The 14204-nt window shown below is 55.6% G+C and carries 20 protein-coding genes; 10 read left to right on the plus strand and 10 right to left on the minus strand.

Translation table 11 applies throughout. The features are described from left to right. The first annotated feature begins 57 nt into the window (after positions 1 to 57). The 8 genes from rpiB to MWU39_RS07325 all read left to right on the plus strand — a co-directional run bounded on the left by rpiB (position 58) and on the right by MWU39_RS07325 (position 5865). Complete coding sequence (rpiB, locus tag MWU39_RS07290; protein WP_247160332.1) at positions 58 to 537, plus strand: ribose 5-phosphate isomerase B; 480 nt, start codon at positions 58 to 60, stop codon at positions 535 to 537. Further along, complete coding sequence (glyA, locus tag MWU39_RS07295) at positions 534 to 1844, plus strand: serine hydroxymethyltransferase (protein ID WP_281501088.1); 1311 nt, start codon at positions 534 to 536, stop codon at positions 1842 to 1844. Before rpiB ends, glyA begins: the two co-directional genes overlap by 4 nt. A 12-nt stretch (positions 1845 to 1856) precedes the next feature. Next, a complete protein-coding gene (nrdR, locus tag MWU39_RS07300; protein ID WP_247159349.1) occupies positions 1857 to 2318 on the plus strand; it encodes a transcriptional regulator NrdR in 462 nt (153 codons plus the stop codon). Beyond that, the gene (locus tag MWU39_RS07305; RefSeq protein ID WP_247160334.1) at positions 2315 to 3061 is read left to right on the plus strand and encodes an RNA methyltransferase; all 747 of its coding nucleotides are present in this window, start codon (positions 2315 to 2317) and stop codon (positions 3059 to 3061) included. Before nrdR ends, MWU39_RS07305 begins: the two co-directional genes overlap by 4 nt. Before the next feature lie 78 nt (positions 3062 to 3139). Beyond that, positions 3140 to 3922, plus strand: coding sequence for an FkbM family methyltransferase (locus MWU39_RS07310; RefSeq protein WP_247159350.1), 783 nt, complete (start codon positions 3140 to 3142; stop codon positions 3920 to 3922). Between the two features lie 129 nt (positions 3923 to 4051). Beyond that, positions 4052 to 4324 carry a hypothetical protein gene (locus tag MWU39_RS07315; RefSeq protein ID WP_247159351.1) on the plus strand — a complete coding sequence of 91 codons (273 nt, stop codon included), beginning with the start codon at positions 4052 to 4054 and terminating at the stop codon, positions 4322 to 4324. A 196-nt stretch (positions 4325 to 4520) separates the two neighbouring features. Continuing rightward, on the plus strand, positions 4521 to 5135 hold the full coding sequence (rpsD, locus tag MWU39_RS07320) for a 30S ribosomal protein S4 (RefSeq protein ID WP_218317797.1): 615 nt from the start codon (positions 4521 to 4523) through the stop codon (positions 5133 to 5135). Between the two features lie 103 nt (positions 5136 to 5238). Further along, positions 5239 to 5865: an NAD(P)H-dependent oxidoreductase gene (locus MWU39_RS07325; RefSeq protein WP_247159352.1), complete on the plus strand. Its 627-nt coding sequence runs from the start codon at positions 5239 to 5241 to the stop codon at positions 5863 to 5865. Here MWU39_RS07325 and MWU39_RS07330 read toward each other — a convergent pair. The 10 genes from MWU39_RS07330 to MWU39_RS07375 form a co-directional block, all read right to left on the minus strand. Continuing rightward, entirely contained in the window at positions 5862 to 6164 is a 303-nt protein-coding gene (locus tag MWU39_RS07330) for a chorismate mutase (RefSeq protein WP_247159353.1), read from the minus strand. The two genes, MWU39_RS07325 and MWU39_RS07330, sit on opposite strands and share 4 nt — an antisense overlap. A gap of 3 nt (positions 6165 to 6167) precedes the next feature. Beyond that, positions 6168 to 7298, minus strand: coding sequence for a tRNA guanosine(34) transglycosylase Tgt (tgt, locus tag MWU39_RS07335; RefSeq protein WP_247159354.1), 1131 nt, complete (start codon positions 7296 to 7298; stop codon positions 6168 to 6170). A 4-nt stretch (positions 7299 to 7302) separates the two neighbouring features. Next, positions 7303 to 8070 carry an ABC transporter permease gene (locus tag MWU39_RS07340; RefSeq protein ID WP_247160335.1) on the minus strand — a complete coding sequence of 256 codons (768 nt, stop codon included), beginning with the start codon at positions 8068 to 8070 and terminating at the stop codon, positions 7303 to 7305. Beyond that, positions 8070 to 9011 carry an ABC transporter ATP-binding protein gene (locus MWU39_RS07345; RefSeq protein WP_247159355.1) on the minus strand — a complete coding sequence of 314 codons (942 nt, stop codon included), beginning with the start codon at positions 9009 to 9011 and terminating at the stop codon, positions 8070 to 8072. Before MWU39_RS07345 ends, MWU39_RS07340 begins: the two co-directional genes overlap by 1 nt. Before the next feature lie 9 nt (positions 9012 to 9020). Beyond that, positions 9021 to 10055 (minus strand): tRNA preQ1(34) S-adenosylmethionine ribosyltransferase-isomerase QueA, encoded by a 1035-nt coding sequence (gene queA, locus MWU39_RS07350; RefSeq protein ID WP_247159356.1) that lies wholly within the window; start codon positions 10053 to 10055, stop codon positions 9021 to 9023. A gap of 39 nt (positions 10056 to 10094) precedes the next feature. Then, the gene (locus MWU39_RS07355) at positions 10095 to 10775 is read right to left on the minus strand and encodes a peptidylprolyl isomerase (protein WP_247160336.1); all 681 of its coding nucleotides are present in this window, start codon (positions 10773 to 10775) and stop codon (positions 10095 to 10097) included. A 109-nt stretch (positions 10776 to 10884) separates the two neighbouring features. Continuing rightward, entirely contained in the window at positions 10885 to 11397 is a 513-nt protein-coding gene (coaD, locus tag MWU39_RS07360) for a pantetheine-phosphate adenylyltransferase (protein ID WP_247159357.1), read from the minus strand. Beyond that, on the minus strand, positions 11394 to 11801 hold the full coding sequence (locus MWU39_RS07365; RefSeq protein ID WP_247159358.1) for a hypothetical protein: 408 nt from the start codon (positions 11799 to 11801) through the stop codon (positions 11394 to 11396). The genes coaD and MWU39_RS07365 overlap by 4 nt, the downstream gene beginning before the upstream one ends. Beyond that, positions 11798 to 12712, minus strand: a complete 915-nt coding sequence (locus tag MWU39_RS07370) for a polyprenyl synthetase family protein (RefSeq protein ID WP_247159359.1) — start codon at positions 12710 to 12712, stop codon at positions 11798 to 11800. Before MWU39_RS07370 ends, MWU39_RS07365 begins: the two co-directional genes overlap by 4 nt. 1 nt (position 12713) lies before the next feature. After that, positions 12714 to 12983, minus strand: coding sequence for an exodeoxyribonuclease VII small subunit (locus MWU39_RS07375; protein ID WP_247159360.1), 270 nt, complete (start codon positions 12981 to 12983; stop codon positions 12714 to 12716). Between the two features lie 101 nt (positions 12984 to 13084). Between MWU39_RS07375 and MWU39_RS07380 the strand changes: the two genes are divergently transcribed. Together MWU39_RS07380 and MWU39_RS07385 are read left to right on the plus strand one after the other, a co-directional pair. Beyond that, on the plus strand, positions 13085 to 13489 hold the full coding sequence (locus MWU39_RS07380; protein ID WP_247159361.1) for a DUF2177 family protein: 405 nt from the start codon (positions 13085 to 13087) through the stop codon (positions 13487 to 13489). 31 nt (positions 13490 to 13520) lie between these two features. Beyond that, the gene (locus MWU39_RS07385) at positions 13521 to 14195 is read left to right on the plus strand and encodes a hypothetical protein (RefSeq protein WP_247159362.1); all 675 of its coding nucleotides are present in this window, start codon (positions 13521 to 13523) and stop codon (positions 14193 to 14195) included. Positions 14196 to 14204 lie beyond the last annotated feature (9 nt).

Raw genomic sequence — 14204 nt, forward strand, 5'->3', positions numbered from 1 at the left:
TAGAAAAGCCGCCTTCGCGGGGTGGAGTGTTACGCATTGTGCCACTATATGGCCCGCATGCGTATTGCCATTGCCTCAGATCACGCCGCGACCGACCTAAAGGCTGAACTTGCCGAATGGTTGATGGATGTTGGACACGAAGTCGCCGACCTTGGCCCCGAAGCGGGTGAAAGCGTCGATTATCCTGATTACGGATACAAGTTAGCAAGTGTTGTTGCCGACGGGACCGTTGAACGCGGTATCGCCCTTTGCGGCAGCGGTATCGGCATCTCGATCAGTGTGAACCGCCATCCCGGCGCCCGCTGTGCGCTCGTATCAGAGCCATTATCCGCTGCCTTGGCGCGCGAACACAACAATGCGAACTGCATTGCCTTGGGCGCAAGACTGACTGGCATCGAAATGGCGAAGAGCTGCGTGGCAACTTTCCTAGACACCGAATTTGCCGATGAAGGCGATCCATCAGGGCGACATCAGCGCCGCGTTGCAAAGCTTGGCAATCCACCAATTTCTCCCGATCACATCGAGACGCATCAATGAGCACACAGCCCTCCGAAGTACTGAACTCCATGGATTCATTTTGGAACGATGATCTTGCGAAGGCAGATCCGGAAATCGCCGCTGCGATCGGCAAGGAACTGGCGCGTCAGCAGGACAAAATCGAACTGATCGCAAGCGAGAACATTGCTTCCAAAGCTGTCCTTGAAGCGACAGGCAGCGTCTTCACCAACAAATATGCCGAGGGCTATCCGGGTAAGCGCTATTACGGTGGCTGCGACTATGCCGATGTCGTCGAAACGCTGGCAATCGAGCGTGCAAAAGAGCTGTTCGGCTGCAACTTCGCCAATGTTCAGCCGAACAGCGGCAGCCAGATGAATCAGGCCGTGTTCCTCGCGCTTTTGCAGCCAGGCGATACGTTTATGGGCCTCGATCTAAATTCGGGCGGCCACCTTACCCACGGCTCGCCGGTCAATATGAGCGGCAAATGGTTCAATCCTGTCAGCTACGGCGTCCGCGAGGGCGACGAGTTGATCGATATGGATGCGGTTGCCGCAACTGCACGCGAGCACAAGCCAAAGCTGATCATCTGTGGCGGCACTGCCTATTCGCGGACTTGGGATTTTGCGGCATTCCGCGCAATCGCCGACGAAGTTGGCGCAATCTTGCTGTGCGACATGAGCCACATTTCAGGCCTCGTCGCTGGCGGTGCGCATCCTTCACCTTTCCCGCATTGCGATATCGTCACCTCCACCACGCACAAAAGCCTTCGCGGCCCACGTTCGGGAATCATTCTTTGGAATGACGAGAAGTTCACAAAGCCGCTCAACATGGCTGTGTTCCCGGGCCTTCAGGGCGGACCGCTGATGCACGTTGTCGCGGCGAAAGCTGTGGCGTTCCGCGAAGCTCTTACGCCTGAGTTCAAAAGCTATTCTCACCGTGTGGTCGAGAATGCGCGCGCTCTTGCAGCGAGCCTGGAAGAGAACGGCCTCCGAATTGTTTCGGGTGGCACTGACAACCACTCGATGCTGGTCGATCTCACTGCGAAGGATGTGACGGGCAAAGACGCCGAGAAGGGCCTCGATCGCGCTTGGTTGACCTGTAACAAGAACGGCATCCCGTTCGATACACGCTCACCGTTCGTAACCAGCGGCATCCGCTTGGGCACACCGGCTGGTACAACGCGCGGATTTGGTCCTGCTGAATTCCGGACAATCGGCAAACTGATCGCTGAGGTTGTCGATGGTCTTGCCAAGAATGGCGCCGAAGGTGATGCGCAGGTGGAAGAAAGCGTACGCAGTCGGGTGGCCGAATTGTGCAGCGCATTCCCAGTCTATCCAAACGCGTAAGACTGACAGTTTATGCGTTGCCCATTCTGCGCTTTTGACGACACTCAGGTAAAGGATTCGCGCCCTACCGAAGATTCGACGTCCATCAGAAGGCGCCGGCAATGCTCATCGTGCGGCGCGCGGTTCACGACCTTTGAGCGTGTTCAATTGCGGGAAGTTACGATCGTCAAATCAGGCGATCGCCGCGAAAACTTTGATCGGTCAAAACTCGAACATTCTGTCTCGCTCGCTTGCCGCAAACGCAATGTGACGCAAGAGCGGATTGATCAGCTTATTTCCGGTATCCAAAGGCAGGTCGAAACCGCTGGTGAAGCAGAGATCGCATCCGCCAGAATCGGCGAGATGGTCATGAATGGACTGAAGCAGATCGACAGCGTCGCCTATATCCGTTTCGCCAGCGTCTACCGCGACTTTTCGGAAGCACGCGACTTTGAAGAGTTCGCCAGCACCGTTCAGGAAGCGGCGAAGGACTGACCGGAGTGCCCGCTCCAATCATCGTTCTCGTTCGCCCACAGTTGGGTGAGAATATCGGCAAAGCTGCGCGCGCAATGCTGAACTTCGGACTGACCGAAATGCGTATTGTGAACCCGCGCGATGGCTGGCCAAATCCCTCGGCTGGCCCCTCAGCGGCTGGTGCTGATGTCGTTCTTGATCAGGCTAAAGTCTACGATACGACTGCCGAAGCTGTCGCCGATTGCGAGCATGTGTACGCCACCACGGTGCGCAAACGCGGCGTGACCAAACCCGTTGTTGGTCCCGATGGCGCGGCAAAGTTGATGCATTCCGAACCCGGGCGGCATGCAATCCTGTTCGGCCGCGAAGCGTCAGGCCTGGCAACAGAAGACGTGGCGTTGGCGCGGCATATTCTGACGGTCCCGATCAATCCGGAGTTCGGATCGCTGAATCTCGCGCAGGCAGTCATCCTGACAGCCTACGAATGGTCGCGGATTGAGCGGGAATCTGGCGAAAAGGACAATCTGGTTCAACCAACCGCCGAGAAAGAATTGCTTCCGCCGGCTCCACAAGCCGAACTCGATGGCCTGATTGACCATCTCGAAGGGTTATTGGAACCACGCGGCTATTTCTTGCCTGAAGCACGCGCCGATGCCACGCACCGCACGCTACGCAGTGTCTTGACCAAACCTGGCTGGAACCACCTCGAAGTGCGGACACTGCGGGGCATACTGACCACTCTTGGGCGGGGCCGGCGTGATTAGCGCCGTGGATCAGCTATGAACCGCCTAGAGCCCGCCAGCAGCTTTCGGTCTGCGTGGCCTGAACATGACCCGAACCGCATGGCCCGCGACTTTCTTTTGTGGCGGCACTTACGTGTCGTCCGCGCGCGAACAATGCGCCACGTCCGGCGCACAATCGGCGGCGGAAAGTCCAGGCCTGTAAGAACCACTTACGGTGTAAAAATGTGGTCCAACTGGGGCGACAAGACTTACGCCTATTGCCATTACGGGACTTATGGAAGCTATCTCGCCGATCTTATCGGAGCGGTGGATCAGCCATTCTGCTTCGTCGATATCGGTGCCAACCAAGGTCTATTCTCCCTAATCGCGGGGCAGAATCCTGAGTGTGAGAAAATCATCTCGCTCGAACCTGTGGGCTCCACATATGAGCGTTTGGTCGCAAACCTAGCAGAGAACGGATTAGAAAACCGCGCTGCGGCATTGAACTTCGGTCTATCTGACCAAGCTGGTGAGTTTCCCATTACCCTGAGCAAAGGGCATAGCGGCCTTGCGACATTGGGTAAGCACGGCATGGAGTTAAGCGGCGAGCACACTCAGACGACCGTCAAACTGCAGACTATGGATGCGCTTGCAGCGCATGTGCCCGACGATTTGCCGATCTTCGTGAAGATTGATGTCGAGGGCCATGAGGAGACTGTGATCCGACAATTGCTCCAATCCCATCAGTCAAAGCGCATTATGGGCATTTTCTACGAACACGACGATCGTTGGACGAATAGAGCCGCCGTCAACGCTCTGTTGGACAATGCAGGTTTCGAGCATTCGCGAATATATGGGCGCGGAAAACACTATGATGTGCTCGCAACCCCGACACCATTCTAATGTTTCAAGTTTAGGTTTGAAATAATTGATAAATTGCTTTGACTGATACGCTCAATCTAGGCGTGGACAGATCCCATTTCACGCGATAGCTTTCGATTCCCTCCAAAGCCAATCCCCGTGAGATCATTAATGAAATTGACCCTGTCACGCGTTGCCGCGCCTCTCGTTTTGTTTGTCGCAATTCCTGCGATTGCCGCCCAGCCCGAGGTTGAGCCCAAAAGCAAAGAAGCACCAGCAGCTGCTGAACCAGAAGAGAAAGGCGAAGCAGTTCCTGCTGCTGAACCAACTGCGAAGGAAGAGAAGCGCATCTGCCGCCGCATCAAAACAGATATGAGCAGCCGCCGCGCAACCAAAGTCTGCAAAACCAAAGACGAATGGCGCGAGTTTAATCAGCGCCGCTGATCTTTGTGCAGGTTTCAGACGGAACCTGCCTCACACAAAACTTGACGGGTAGCCCATTCGTGCTAATGGGCGCGCTCGCAATTGGCTCCGCACCCCGGTGAAGCGGTGGCCGCGCAGGACACATTTGGTCTTGCGGTGCGATGCCGGGTTAAACGGTCGCCAATGGGGCGATCCTGCAAAATTGAAGGAAAGACTTATGTCGAAGCGCAAAAGCGCCAAGTACAAACTCGACCGCCGGATGGGTGAAAACATCTGGGGCCGTCCAAATTCTCCGGTGAACAAGCGTTCCTACGGTCCTGGCCAGCACGGTCAGCGTCGTAAGAGCAAGATGAGCGACTTCGGTCTTCAGCTGCGCGCCAAGCAGAAGCTGAAAGGCTATTACGGCGACGTAACCGAGAAGCAGTTCCGCTCTACTTATAAAGACGCCACCCGCATGAAGGGCGACACCGGTCAGAACCTGATTGGTCTGCTCGAGCGCCGTCTGGACATGATTGTATACCGCGCCAAATTCGCGCCAACGATCTTCGCAGCGCGTCAAATCGTCAACCACGGTCACATCTATGTGAACGGTGTTAAGTGTAACATCCCATCGCGTCGCTGCGATCTGGGTGATGTCATCAGCCTAGGCAGCAAAGCCAAGGAAATGGCTCTCGTGATCGAAGCACAAAGCCTGCCAGAGCGTGAAATCCCTGACTATGTTGTTCCAGAAGGCAACGACAAGGTCGCTTTCACCCGCGTACCGAAGCTAGATGAAGTGCCCTACCCGGTCACAATGGAACCGAACCTGGTTGTCGAGTTCTACTCGCGCTAATCAGGTAAACAGCGAATACGAAAAAGGGCGGTCCGTTTGGGCCGCCCTTTTCATTTGTTCCTCTGTGATGCAGTCAACTGCGGGATAAGACGGAGACCAGACAATGAACGTGCTGTTGATAGATGGGCATCCCGATGAGGGGCGCTATGTGACGCACCTACTCGACTGCTATGAAAACGCATTGCCGAGCAGTTGCACCGTTACCCGCGTTGCATTGCGCGACCTCAATTATTCGCCAAACCTCAAACACGGCTATCGCAAACGCACGGACTGGGAACCCGATATTTTGATGATGGCAGAGCGCCTTGATGCTTGTGATCATGTTGTCTTTGCATTCCCGATGTGGTGGGGTGCCGAACCTGCAATGTTAAAGGGCCTACTCGATCGCCTCGTTCTACCGGGTTTCATGTTCACTTATCACGAGAATGATACCTGGTGGGATAAGAACATGGTGGGACGGTCGGCAGATGCCATCATCACAATGGACACTCCGCCGTGGTTCCACCGGCTCGCCCACGGAAATGCGATTGTGCAGCGATGGAAGAAGCAAGTTTTGGGGTTTTGCGGTTTCAAGCCCGTACGCATTCTGCCGCTTGGGCAGGTTAAGTTTGGCGGCGCCGAGAAACACGCGGCCAAATGGTCGGGCAAGGTCGAGAAATTGGCGCTTACTATCAGGCAAGCCGAGCCGAACAAAAAAGAACCGCAGCTCGAACGATTTCTTAGCCGTTAGTCCCTGATCCGATCCCATTCGTTGAATTCATACGCGATTGAGCCTTCAACGAGGCGTTCCCAAATGTCGGCGATAACATCGCCCGGAATACCAGCGGCCTCCGCCTCTTTCACCGCAGCATTGATAACGCTGGCTTTGCGCTCTTCATCGCGCACTGCATCGCGCGTCGGCTTGATACGAGCGGCGGCGCGCATGTAGCCGAACCGGCGATCTAGTAACGCGACCAGTTCGCGGTCTGTCGCATCAACCCCGGCACGCACATCAAGCATGTTTGCGCAATCTTCAGGCAGTTTCGGCATACTTCACGAATTTCCAAGGTAATCGCGCCTGAAATCGGCGGCAAAGGCTGAGAATTGTTGCGCTGCAATGGCATCGCGCATCGCCCGCATCAAGGCCTGATAAAATGCGAGATTGTGCTCTGTCACCAGCATTGCGCCGAGTATCTCGCCCGACTTCTGCAGATGATGGAGATAGGCACGCGAGTAGTTGGCGCAGGTTGGACATGCACACCGTTCATCAAGCGGAGCGGTGTCTTCCTTAAACTTGGCATTGCGCAGGTTCACAGGGCCATTCCAGGTGAATGCCTGTCCGTTGCGGCCGGATCGGGTCGGAAGCACGCAATCGAACATATCGATACCGCGTTCAACTGCTCCGACTAGATCGTCAGGCTTGCCGACACCCATAAGATAACGCGGCCTGTCTTTTGGAAGCATCTCCGGCGCGTAATCCAGCACGCCGAACATCGCCTCTTGCCCCTCGCCAACAGCCAATCCGCCAACCGCGTATCCATCAAAGCCGATGTCAGTGAGCTTTTCTGCGCTGATCTGACGCAAGTCCTGATCAAGCGAACCCTGCTGAATGCCGAACAATGCGGAGCGTGCGGCGTGCTCTTCGCCGCTGTCGAAACCCTCTCGGCTGCGCCGCGCCCAACGCATGGACATCTCCATGCTCTCAGCGATCTCATCGCGGGGACGGTCAGCGCGCGGACATTCGTCAAATGCCATCACAATATCGCTGCCCAATAGGCGCTGAATTTCCATGGAGCGCTCGGGGGTAAGCATGTGCTTCGAACCATCAAGGTGGCTGCGAAATTCAACGCCCTCCTCGGTAAGCGTGTTGAGGTCGGACAGGCTCATGACCTGATAACCGCCGCTATCGGTCAGGATCGGACGATCCCAGTTCATGAACTTGTGCAACCCACCAAGTTTCGCAACCCGCTCTGCTCCGGGGCGGAGCATCAGGTGGTAGGTATTGCCAAGGATAATGTCGGCGCCCAGTGCGCGCACAGCTTCCGGCTTCATCGCCTTCACCGTCGCCGCAGTGCCGACGGGCATAAAGGCTGGCGTTTGGATCTCGCCGCGCAGCATGGTGATTGTGCCGGTACGCGCGCGGCCATCAGTGGCCTTCAGATCAAAGGAAAATCGGGTCGACATTGAGTTACTCGCGAAGCCGCCAACCGGTTTTGAAAATGTAAGCAATCACCGCGGTGCAGAGCGCAAGGAAGCCCAGCGTCAGGCCGAGAGAGATGCCAATCGATACGTCCGATGTACCGTAAAATGTCCATCTTAGGCCGCTAACCAAGAATGCAATCGGGTTGGCCAATGCTATCTTGTCCCAAGGCTCCGGCAGCATGTCGAGAGAATAAAATGTCCCTCCCAAAAACGTTAGTGGGGTCAGGATCAGAACCGGAATAATTCCAAGCTTTTCAAAACTATCCGCCCAGATTCCGAGAATAAACCCAAACAGTGAAAAACTTGCTGCGACCAACATAATATAGCCAATCGCGAGAAGCGGATATTTGATCTCGTACTCCACGAAGAGTGTTGCCGTGCTGAGGATGATCGCAGCGAGTATCAGGCTCTTCGTTGCTGCTGCTCCGACAAAGCCGATCAACGTTTCTGCCACCCCGACAGGAGCAGAAAGCAACTCATAAATTGTACCGGTGAAGCGCGGCATATAGATGCCGAAGCTTGAATTACTGGTCGTTTCACCAAGCAGTGTCAGCATCAGCAAACCCGGGATGATAAATGCCGCGTATTCGATCCCGCCAATCGGCTCCATCCGGCTGCCGATGGCCGAGCCAAAAACGATGAAATACAGCGACGTTGTGAGCACTGGCGCCAACAGTGATTGAAAGGCAGTCCTAAAAGCGCGCATCAGTTCGCGCTGATAAATCGACCAAGCGCCGCGGTAGTTAAAACCCATCACGCGGCCTCCTGCTCAGAGACAAGGCCGACAAAGATATCTTCGAGCGAACTGTCGTGAATGTCGATCCCGCGATAATCGATGCCTTCAGCGATCAGCGCCTTGGTCAGTTTGGCAACATCCTCACGTCCACCGCCCGCACCATCGCCGCCGCGATAGCACAGCTCCGTGCCTCCTTCGCGCAGTTCAACGGGAAACGCCGCGATAGAGGCTGGCAGGTCGGTAAGAGGTTCAGCGAGAGCGATAACCGCTTCTGTCCGTCCCATGCGCTGCATCATCGCATCCTTATCATCCACCATCAGGATATTGCCTTTGCGGATGATGCCCACCCGGTCAGCCATTTCCTCGGCCTCTTCAATGTAATGCGTGGTAAGAATAATAGTGGTGCCTCGCTCCCGCAGCGCTCCGATCTGAGCCCACATGTCTTTGCGGAGTTCCACATCAACACCGGCAGTCGGTTCATCAAGGAACAGCAATTCGGGCTCATGTGCCAAAGCTTTCGCGATCAGGACCCGGCGTTTCATCCCGCCGGACAGTTCGCGAATCTGGCTGTCTTTCTTTTCCCAAAGTGTGAGGCTGCGGAGGATTTCCTCAATGCGGCCTTTGTCTGGCGCATGCCCGAAAAGTCCTCGCGAATACGAAACCGCGCGATAGACCGTCTCGAACATATCGGTGCTAAGCTCTTGTGGAACCAAGCCAATCCGTGCCCTCGCCGAACGCCAGTCTTTCGCCAAATCATGTCCGAATGCCGTTATCGTCCCGGCACTGGGCCGAACCAGACCGCACACAGCACCGATCAATGTCGTCTTGCCCGCTCCATTCGGGCCGAGCAGCGCGAATATCTCGCCCTGGCGAATGTCGAGATTTACGTCGTCGAGCGCTTTCACGCCGCCCTTGTAAACCTTTGATAGGTTGGAAATGGAGAGGATCGGTTCTGACATGCAACCCGATTAGGGAAGCAAGAGCGATGAGTCACCATAGGAATAAAAGCGATATTCCTGCGCGATTGCATGCTGGTACGCAGACATCATTCGATCGCGCCCCATCAATGCGCTGACAAGCATCATCAATGTCGATTTAGGAAGGTGAAAATTGGTCATTAAACCGTCCACGCCATTGAAGGTATAACCGGGCGTGATGAAAATGTCGGTATCGCCTGCAAATGGCTGAATTGTGCGGTTTGGCAAGGCTGCGCTCTCCAACAAACGCAATGCCGTGGTGCCGACAGCAATAATGCGACCACCGGCAGCCCGCACCGCGTTCAACCGGTCGGCGGTTTCTGCATCGATACGCCCGAATTCGGAATGCATGGCGTGGTCATCGGTGTCATCAGCTTTCACGGGAAGGAACGTCCCCGCCCCGACATGCAACGTCAAGGTTTCGCGTCCGATGCCGCGCGCATCAATTGCGGCGATCAAATCCGGTGTGAAATGCAAAGAGGCGGTTGGCGCGGCAACGGCACCGTCCTCTTTTGCGAACATTGTCTGGTAATCAGAAAGGTCTTGCTCATCTACGCCGCGCTTTTGCGCGATGTAGGGTGGCAACGGCATCGTTCCCGCGCGATCCAACAAGACCTCGACTGGCTCGTCACCTTCGAACATCAGAGTGATGCTGCCATCTGTGTGGCGTTCTTCGGCGATGGCTGAAACGCCGCCGCCAAAGATCAATTGATCGCCGATCTTCACCCGTTTGGCGTTGCGGACGAACGCCTGCCAACGGCGCAGATCGATGCGTTTGTGCAAAGTCGCGCCAATCTTCGCCTCACCGTTCGCCCGCCGTCCTTCGAGCTGCGCTGGAATGACACGGGTATCGTTGAAAACCAGCACATCGCCGGGATTCAAGAGGTCAGGAAGATCACGGACGCCTCTGTCTGCAAACGGCTCATTACCGCGTACCAGCAGCATGCGCGCCGCATCGCGCGGTCGCACGGGGCGCAAAGCGATCCGTTCCTGAGGGAGTTCGAAATCGAAAAGATCTACACGCATCGGCGTGCGCCTAGCCGGGCTTATCCACGAGGGAAAGCCTTACTGTTGGATTGGCGCACTCAGCATATCCGCCGTGAATTCGGTGTCAGCCGTTGCCGGAGCGGATGGAAGAACCGGAGGGGCTTTATTGTCGCTCGCTAGCGAAGCTTGCAGGATACGAGTTGGATCGCGCGGCGGCTCGCCTTTGTTGATGTTATCGACCCCACCCATATTCTCGATCACACGGCCAAAGTTCGTATAGCGCTTATCAAGATTGAAACGCGGATAGAACACGATAAAAAACTGGCTGTTCGCACTGTCGTCCTCTGTCGCGCGCGCCATAGCAAGCGAACCTCGGACGTGAGGCATCGGATTGAATTCTGCCTTCAAATCAGGAAGCTCACTGCCGCCCTGACCGGTGCCTGTTGGATCACCGCCCTGCGCCATGAAGCCATCGATCACGCGGTGAAAAATCACGCCGTCGTAAAAACCCTGCGAAGTGAGAGTTTTGATCCGCTCAACATGGTTGGGTGCCCATTCAGGCATAAGACGAACTTTCACACGTTCGCCGTTAGACAGGTCCAACACCCAGACATTTTCTGGATTGACCGTCGCATCATAAATGATTGGAGAGAAAGTGCGTGGCGCTGCCACAACTTCTTCATCATCCTGCGCAAACGCAGCGGTGGGAGCAGCGAACAGCGAAAGTGCGGCCAGCGCGCCTAGAGTTTTCTTGATCATCATAATCTTCATGAAATTGTTCTGTTATCCGGGGCTGTAACGGTGCGCGCCTGACACTTCAATGAATGAGTGTCCGCTGCAGCTGAGTTCCCCACGCCCGATTTGAATTTCAGAAATCGCCTTTGCGCCCGATTTCCTCGACGCGCGCATTCACTTCCCCCCGCACAGGTTCGCTGACGAATGGTGCGATATCGCCCCCATAGAGCGCGATTTCCTTCACCAGTTTGCTAGCAATAGGCTGCAACGAGACATCCGCCATGAGGAAAACGGTCTCGATATTGTCATCGAGCTGCTGATTCATGCCAGCCATCTGATATTCGTATTCGAAATCGGCGACAGCGCGCAGGCCGCGAATGATGACACTAGCTCCCTGTTGCTGCGCAAATTTAACCAGCAAAGCGTTAAACCCAACGACCTCGACATTCGTCAGGCCAAGGCTTTTTACTTCTCTTTCAACCATCGCAAAGCGTTCTTCAGTGGTGAACATCGGGTTTTTCGATGGGTTGGTCGTCACGCCAATAATCAGCTTGTCGACCAACTTGGAACCGCGCCGAATGATGTCGGCATGGCCCAATGTGATTGGATCAAACGTCCCGGGGTAAATTCCGATGCGCTGTGTCATTCCTGTATCCTCTCCCACGCGAAGGCGCCTATTTGCAGAGCATCAGCATCGCCGATGATTAGGCGCTCACGGTAGCCATTCTCCGCTTCAAAGACCAATTGCCCATTTTCACGTTCTGTGAATCCCCGATTTTCCGCGCGCGATCGAAGATCTTCGATGCATTTCCCATTCGCCACGAAAGATGACCGGTGATCGAAAGTTCCATCCTCTTCACTTCGGCGAAACATCGATCCACCAATGCCCATATCTCCGCATTCAGTCACGCTGAATGCAGCCACTACGCATGCGATTTGCCCGTCCGCGTCTTGATCGCATGATAGCGGGTTAAAGGGGACTGAGGGCTGTTCACCGCAAGCTGTCAGAACAGCGGCAAGCGGCAAGCTTGCCAATGCGAGGCGCTTCACCGATCGCGCTCGGCGATGAAGCGGGCAAGCGCCCGCAACAGATCGGCTTCTTCACCATACGAACCGAGATGCGAAACGGCTTGATCGACCAAAGCCAACGCTTGATCGCGAGCCTGATCCACCCCCATCAGCGTGACGAAGGTTTGTTTGCCCTGCTCTTCATCCTTACGTAGCGCTTTGCCGGCTTTTGCCTCGTCTCCGCTCACATCAAGCAAGTCGTCCGCAATCTGAAATGCAAGGCCAATGTCGCGCGAATAGGCACGCAGATGCGCACGGCCTTCCGGCGGGACTTTTCCAAGGATAGCCCCCATTTCTACAGAAGCGGCCAGCAACGCGCCTGTCTTCAACTGCTGTAGCTTGGTGATCGAGTGCAAATCGTATTCAACACCATCCTGATCGGCGACCATATCCATTATCTGACCGCCAGCCATTCCGTTCATACCGCTCGCAGTGCCGAGAGTGGCGATCAATTCGCTGCGAACAAACGGATCAGTACTTGTTCCGGTATCCGCAAGAATCTCGAAAGCAAGGGCGTGAAGCGAATCCCCGGCCAAAACGGCGGTCGCCTCATCGAACGCTTTGTGAAGCGTGGCCTTGCCATGGCGCAGGTCGTCATCGTCCATACAGGGTAGATCATCATGGATCAGCGAATACACGTGGATAGCCTCGACAGCCGCGCCCGCTCTCAAAGCGGCCGTGCGATCAACTCCAAACAATTCTGCTGTACTAACAAGTAAGAGCGGCCTGACACGCTTTCCACCGCCTATAGCTGCGTAACGCATGGCTTCGACCAATCGTGCGCGAGTGTCATCAGGCACCGGAAGAAAGGCATCAAATACTGAATCAATTTCGTCTTGGACCCGTTTCAGACCGTCACCAAGAACATCAACACCAACTTCCGTTAGCGACATCTCAGCTTGCTCCATCAAGCGGTGTTGTTCCGCTTGGTTTGCCATCTGCGCCCGTCACGATCTTTTCGATCCTAGCTTGGGCTGCATCGAGCCGCTTTTGGCATGCACCGCGCAATTGCTCGCCGCGCTCGTAGAGCGAGATCGATTCGTCGAGCGGAACATCACCGCGCTCCAATTGCTGCACAATGCTTTCGAGCGCGGTCAATGCCTGCTCAAAGCTCATTTGTTCGATATTTGCCGCATGTTCTGCGGAACCATTTCCCTCATCCATGCTTCGGAGCATTGACCGCGACAAACGGCACGGTCAAGGCTCCCTAGAGACGTACAGTGGAATCCGCCTTGAAATCCGGCCCTGCCATCTGGGAATTGCAAATGTCGAAATATGTTATCGCCTATGTTTGCTCTGCTTTGGTTTTCGGCTCGCTCGATGCGATGTGGCTCAATTGGGCTGGCCCCAATCTCTATCGGCCATTGATCGGCGAAATCATGGCCGAAAGTTTCAACGTCGGTGCCGCCGCGGTGTTCTATTTCGCATATCTTGCCGGCATGCTCTGGTTCGCGATCCGCCCGGGCTTGCAAAGCGGCAAAGTATCGGTTGCGCTGCTCAACGGTGTTTTGCTCGGGGCGCTGTGTTACGCGACGTTTGATTTAACCAGCCAAGCTGTATTCAAAGTGTGGGCAACCAAAGTAACGGTTCTGGACATCATCTGGGGCGGGTTTGCTACGGGGGTGACAAGCGCAGTGGCGACATTCGTCACACTTCGGTTTACCAAGTAAGCGCAACGGGGCGCCACAGGGGAAAGATTACATGTTTATCGGGCACTTTGCTCCTGCGCTCGTCGCAGCCGCGCTTGGACCGCGCGCACCAAAGCTGGCGACGACGTTTCTTGCTGCCCAGCTGGTCGATTGGGGATTCTTTGGACTGGCCTTGGCGGGCGTCGAGAAAATGCAGGTCGACCCAAGCGCAACAACGATGGTGCCGCTCGATTTCTATCATATGCCCTACACCCACAGTTTGGCGGGCACGGGAATCTGGGCTGTCGCCTTTGCGCTGATCGTTATGCTCTGGAGCAGGAACGCGGTTGGAGGCTTATTGGCGGGATTGGTCGTCATGTCCCACTGGGTACTGGATTGGGTGACGCATCGCCCGGACCTTACGATGGCTGGCGGCGAGGCGACCTACGGACTTGGCCTATGGAACTATCCGGCAATTGCCATTCCACTTGAGCTGGCCATCACGCTTGCTGCGTTCATTTTTTATATGCGCCGCTCGCGCGGACCGATCGGCCCGCCTCTTATTCTGCTGACAGTTCTTCTAGTGTTTCAAGCGATCAACTGGTTCGGGCCTGCACCGAGCGAAGCCGGACCGTTCCTCTACATTCAATCGCTGTTTGCATTTGCAGTTCTCACCGGAATCGCTGCGTGGGTCGGGGAGAACCGCTATTTCGTGCGCAGAGGTGGCTTGGCTGCGCCGAGCGTGTGATCTAAGTGG

Source organism: Erythrobacter sp. F6033, from assembly GCF_023016005.1.
GTDB lineage: Bacteria > Pseudomonadota > Alphaproteobacteria > Sphingomonadales > Sphingomonadaceae > Erythrobacter.

What these genes read in the sequence shown, in the direction of transcription:
- rpiB (WP_247160332.1), top strand. Translation starts at nt 58, where the DNA reads ATGCGTATTGCCATTGCCTCAGATCACGCCGCGACCGACCTAAAGGCT.
- glyA (WP_281501088.1), top strand. Translation starts at nt 534, where the DNA reads ATGAGCACACAGCCCTCCGAAGTACTGAACTCCATGGATTCATTTTGG.
- nrdR (WP_247159349.1), top strand. Translation starts at nt 1,857, where the DNA reads ATGCGTTGCCCATTCTGCGCTTTTGACGACACTCAGGTAAAGGATTCG.
- MWU39_RS07310 (WP_247159350.1), top strand. Translation starts at nt 3,140, where the DNA reads ATGGCCCGCGACTTTCTTTTGTGGCGGCACTTACGTGTCGTCCGCGCG.
- MWU39_RS07315 (WP_247159351.1), top strand. Translation starts at nt 4,052, where the DNA reads ATGAAATTGACCCTGTCACGCGTTGCCGCGCCTCTCGTTTTGTTTGTC.
- rpsD (WP_218317797.1), top strand. Translation starts at nt 4,521, where the DNA reads ATGTCGAAGCGCAAAAGCGCCAAGTACAAACTCGACCGCCGGATGGGT.
- MWU39_RS07325 (WP_247159352.1), top strand. Translation starts at nt 5,239, where the DNA reads ATGAACGTGCTGTTGATAGATGGGCATCCCGATGAGGGGCGCTATGTG.
- MWU39_RS07330 (WP_247159353.1), bottom strand. Translation starts at nt 6,164, where the DNA reads ATGCCGAAACTGCCTGAAGATTGCGCAAACATGCTTGATGTGCGTGCC.
- tgt (WP_247159354.1), bottom strand. Translation starts at nt 7,298, where the DNA reads ATGTCGACCCGATTTTCCTTTGATCTGAAGGCCACTGATGGCCGCGCG.
- MWU39_RS07340 (WP_247160335.1), bottom strand. Translation starts at nt 8,070, where the DNA reads ATGGGTTTTAACTACCGCGGCGCTTGGTCGATTTATCAGCGCGAACTG.
- MWU39_RS07345 (WP_247159355.1), bottom strand. Translation starts at nt 9,011, where the DNA reads ATGTCAGAACCGATCCTCTCCATTTCCAACCTATCAAAGGTTTACAAG.
- queA (WP_247159356.1), bottom strand. Translation starts at nt 10,055, where the DNA reads ATGCGTGTAGATCTTTTCGATTTCGAACTCCCTCAGGAACGGATCGCT.
- MWU39_RS07355 (WP_247160336.1), bottom strand. Translation starts at nt 10,775, where the DNA reads ATGATCAAGAAAACTCTAGGCGCGCTGGCCGCACTTTCGCTGTTCGCT.
- coaD (WP_247159357.1), bottom strand. Translation starts at nt 11,397, where the DNA reads ATGACACAGCGCATCGGAATTTACCCCGGGACGTTTGATCCAATCACA.
- MWU39_RS07370 (WP_247159359.1), bottom strand. Translation starts at nt 12,712, where the DNA reads ATGTCGCTAACGGAAGTTGGTGTTGATGTTCTTGGTGACGGTCTGAAA.
- MWU39_RS07375 (WP_247159360.1), bottom strand. Translation starts at nt 12,983, where the DNA reads ATGGATGAGGGAAATGGTTCCGCAGAACATGCGGCAAATATCGAACAA.
- MWU39_RS07380 (WP_247159361.1), top strand. Translation starts at nt 13,085, where the DNA reads ATGTCGAAATATGTTATCGCCTATGTTTGCTCTGCTTTGGTTTTCGGC.
- MWU39_RS07385 (WP_247159362.1), top strand. Translation starts at nt 13,521, where the DNA reads ATGTTTATCGGGCACTTTGCTCCTGCGCTCGTCGCAGCCGCGCTTGGA.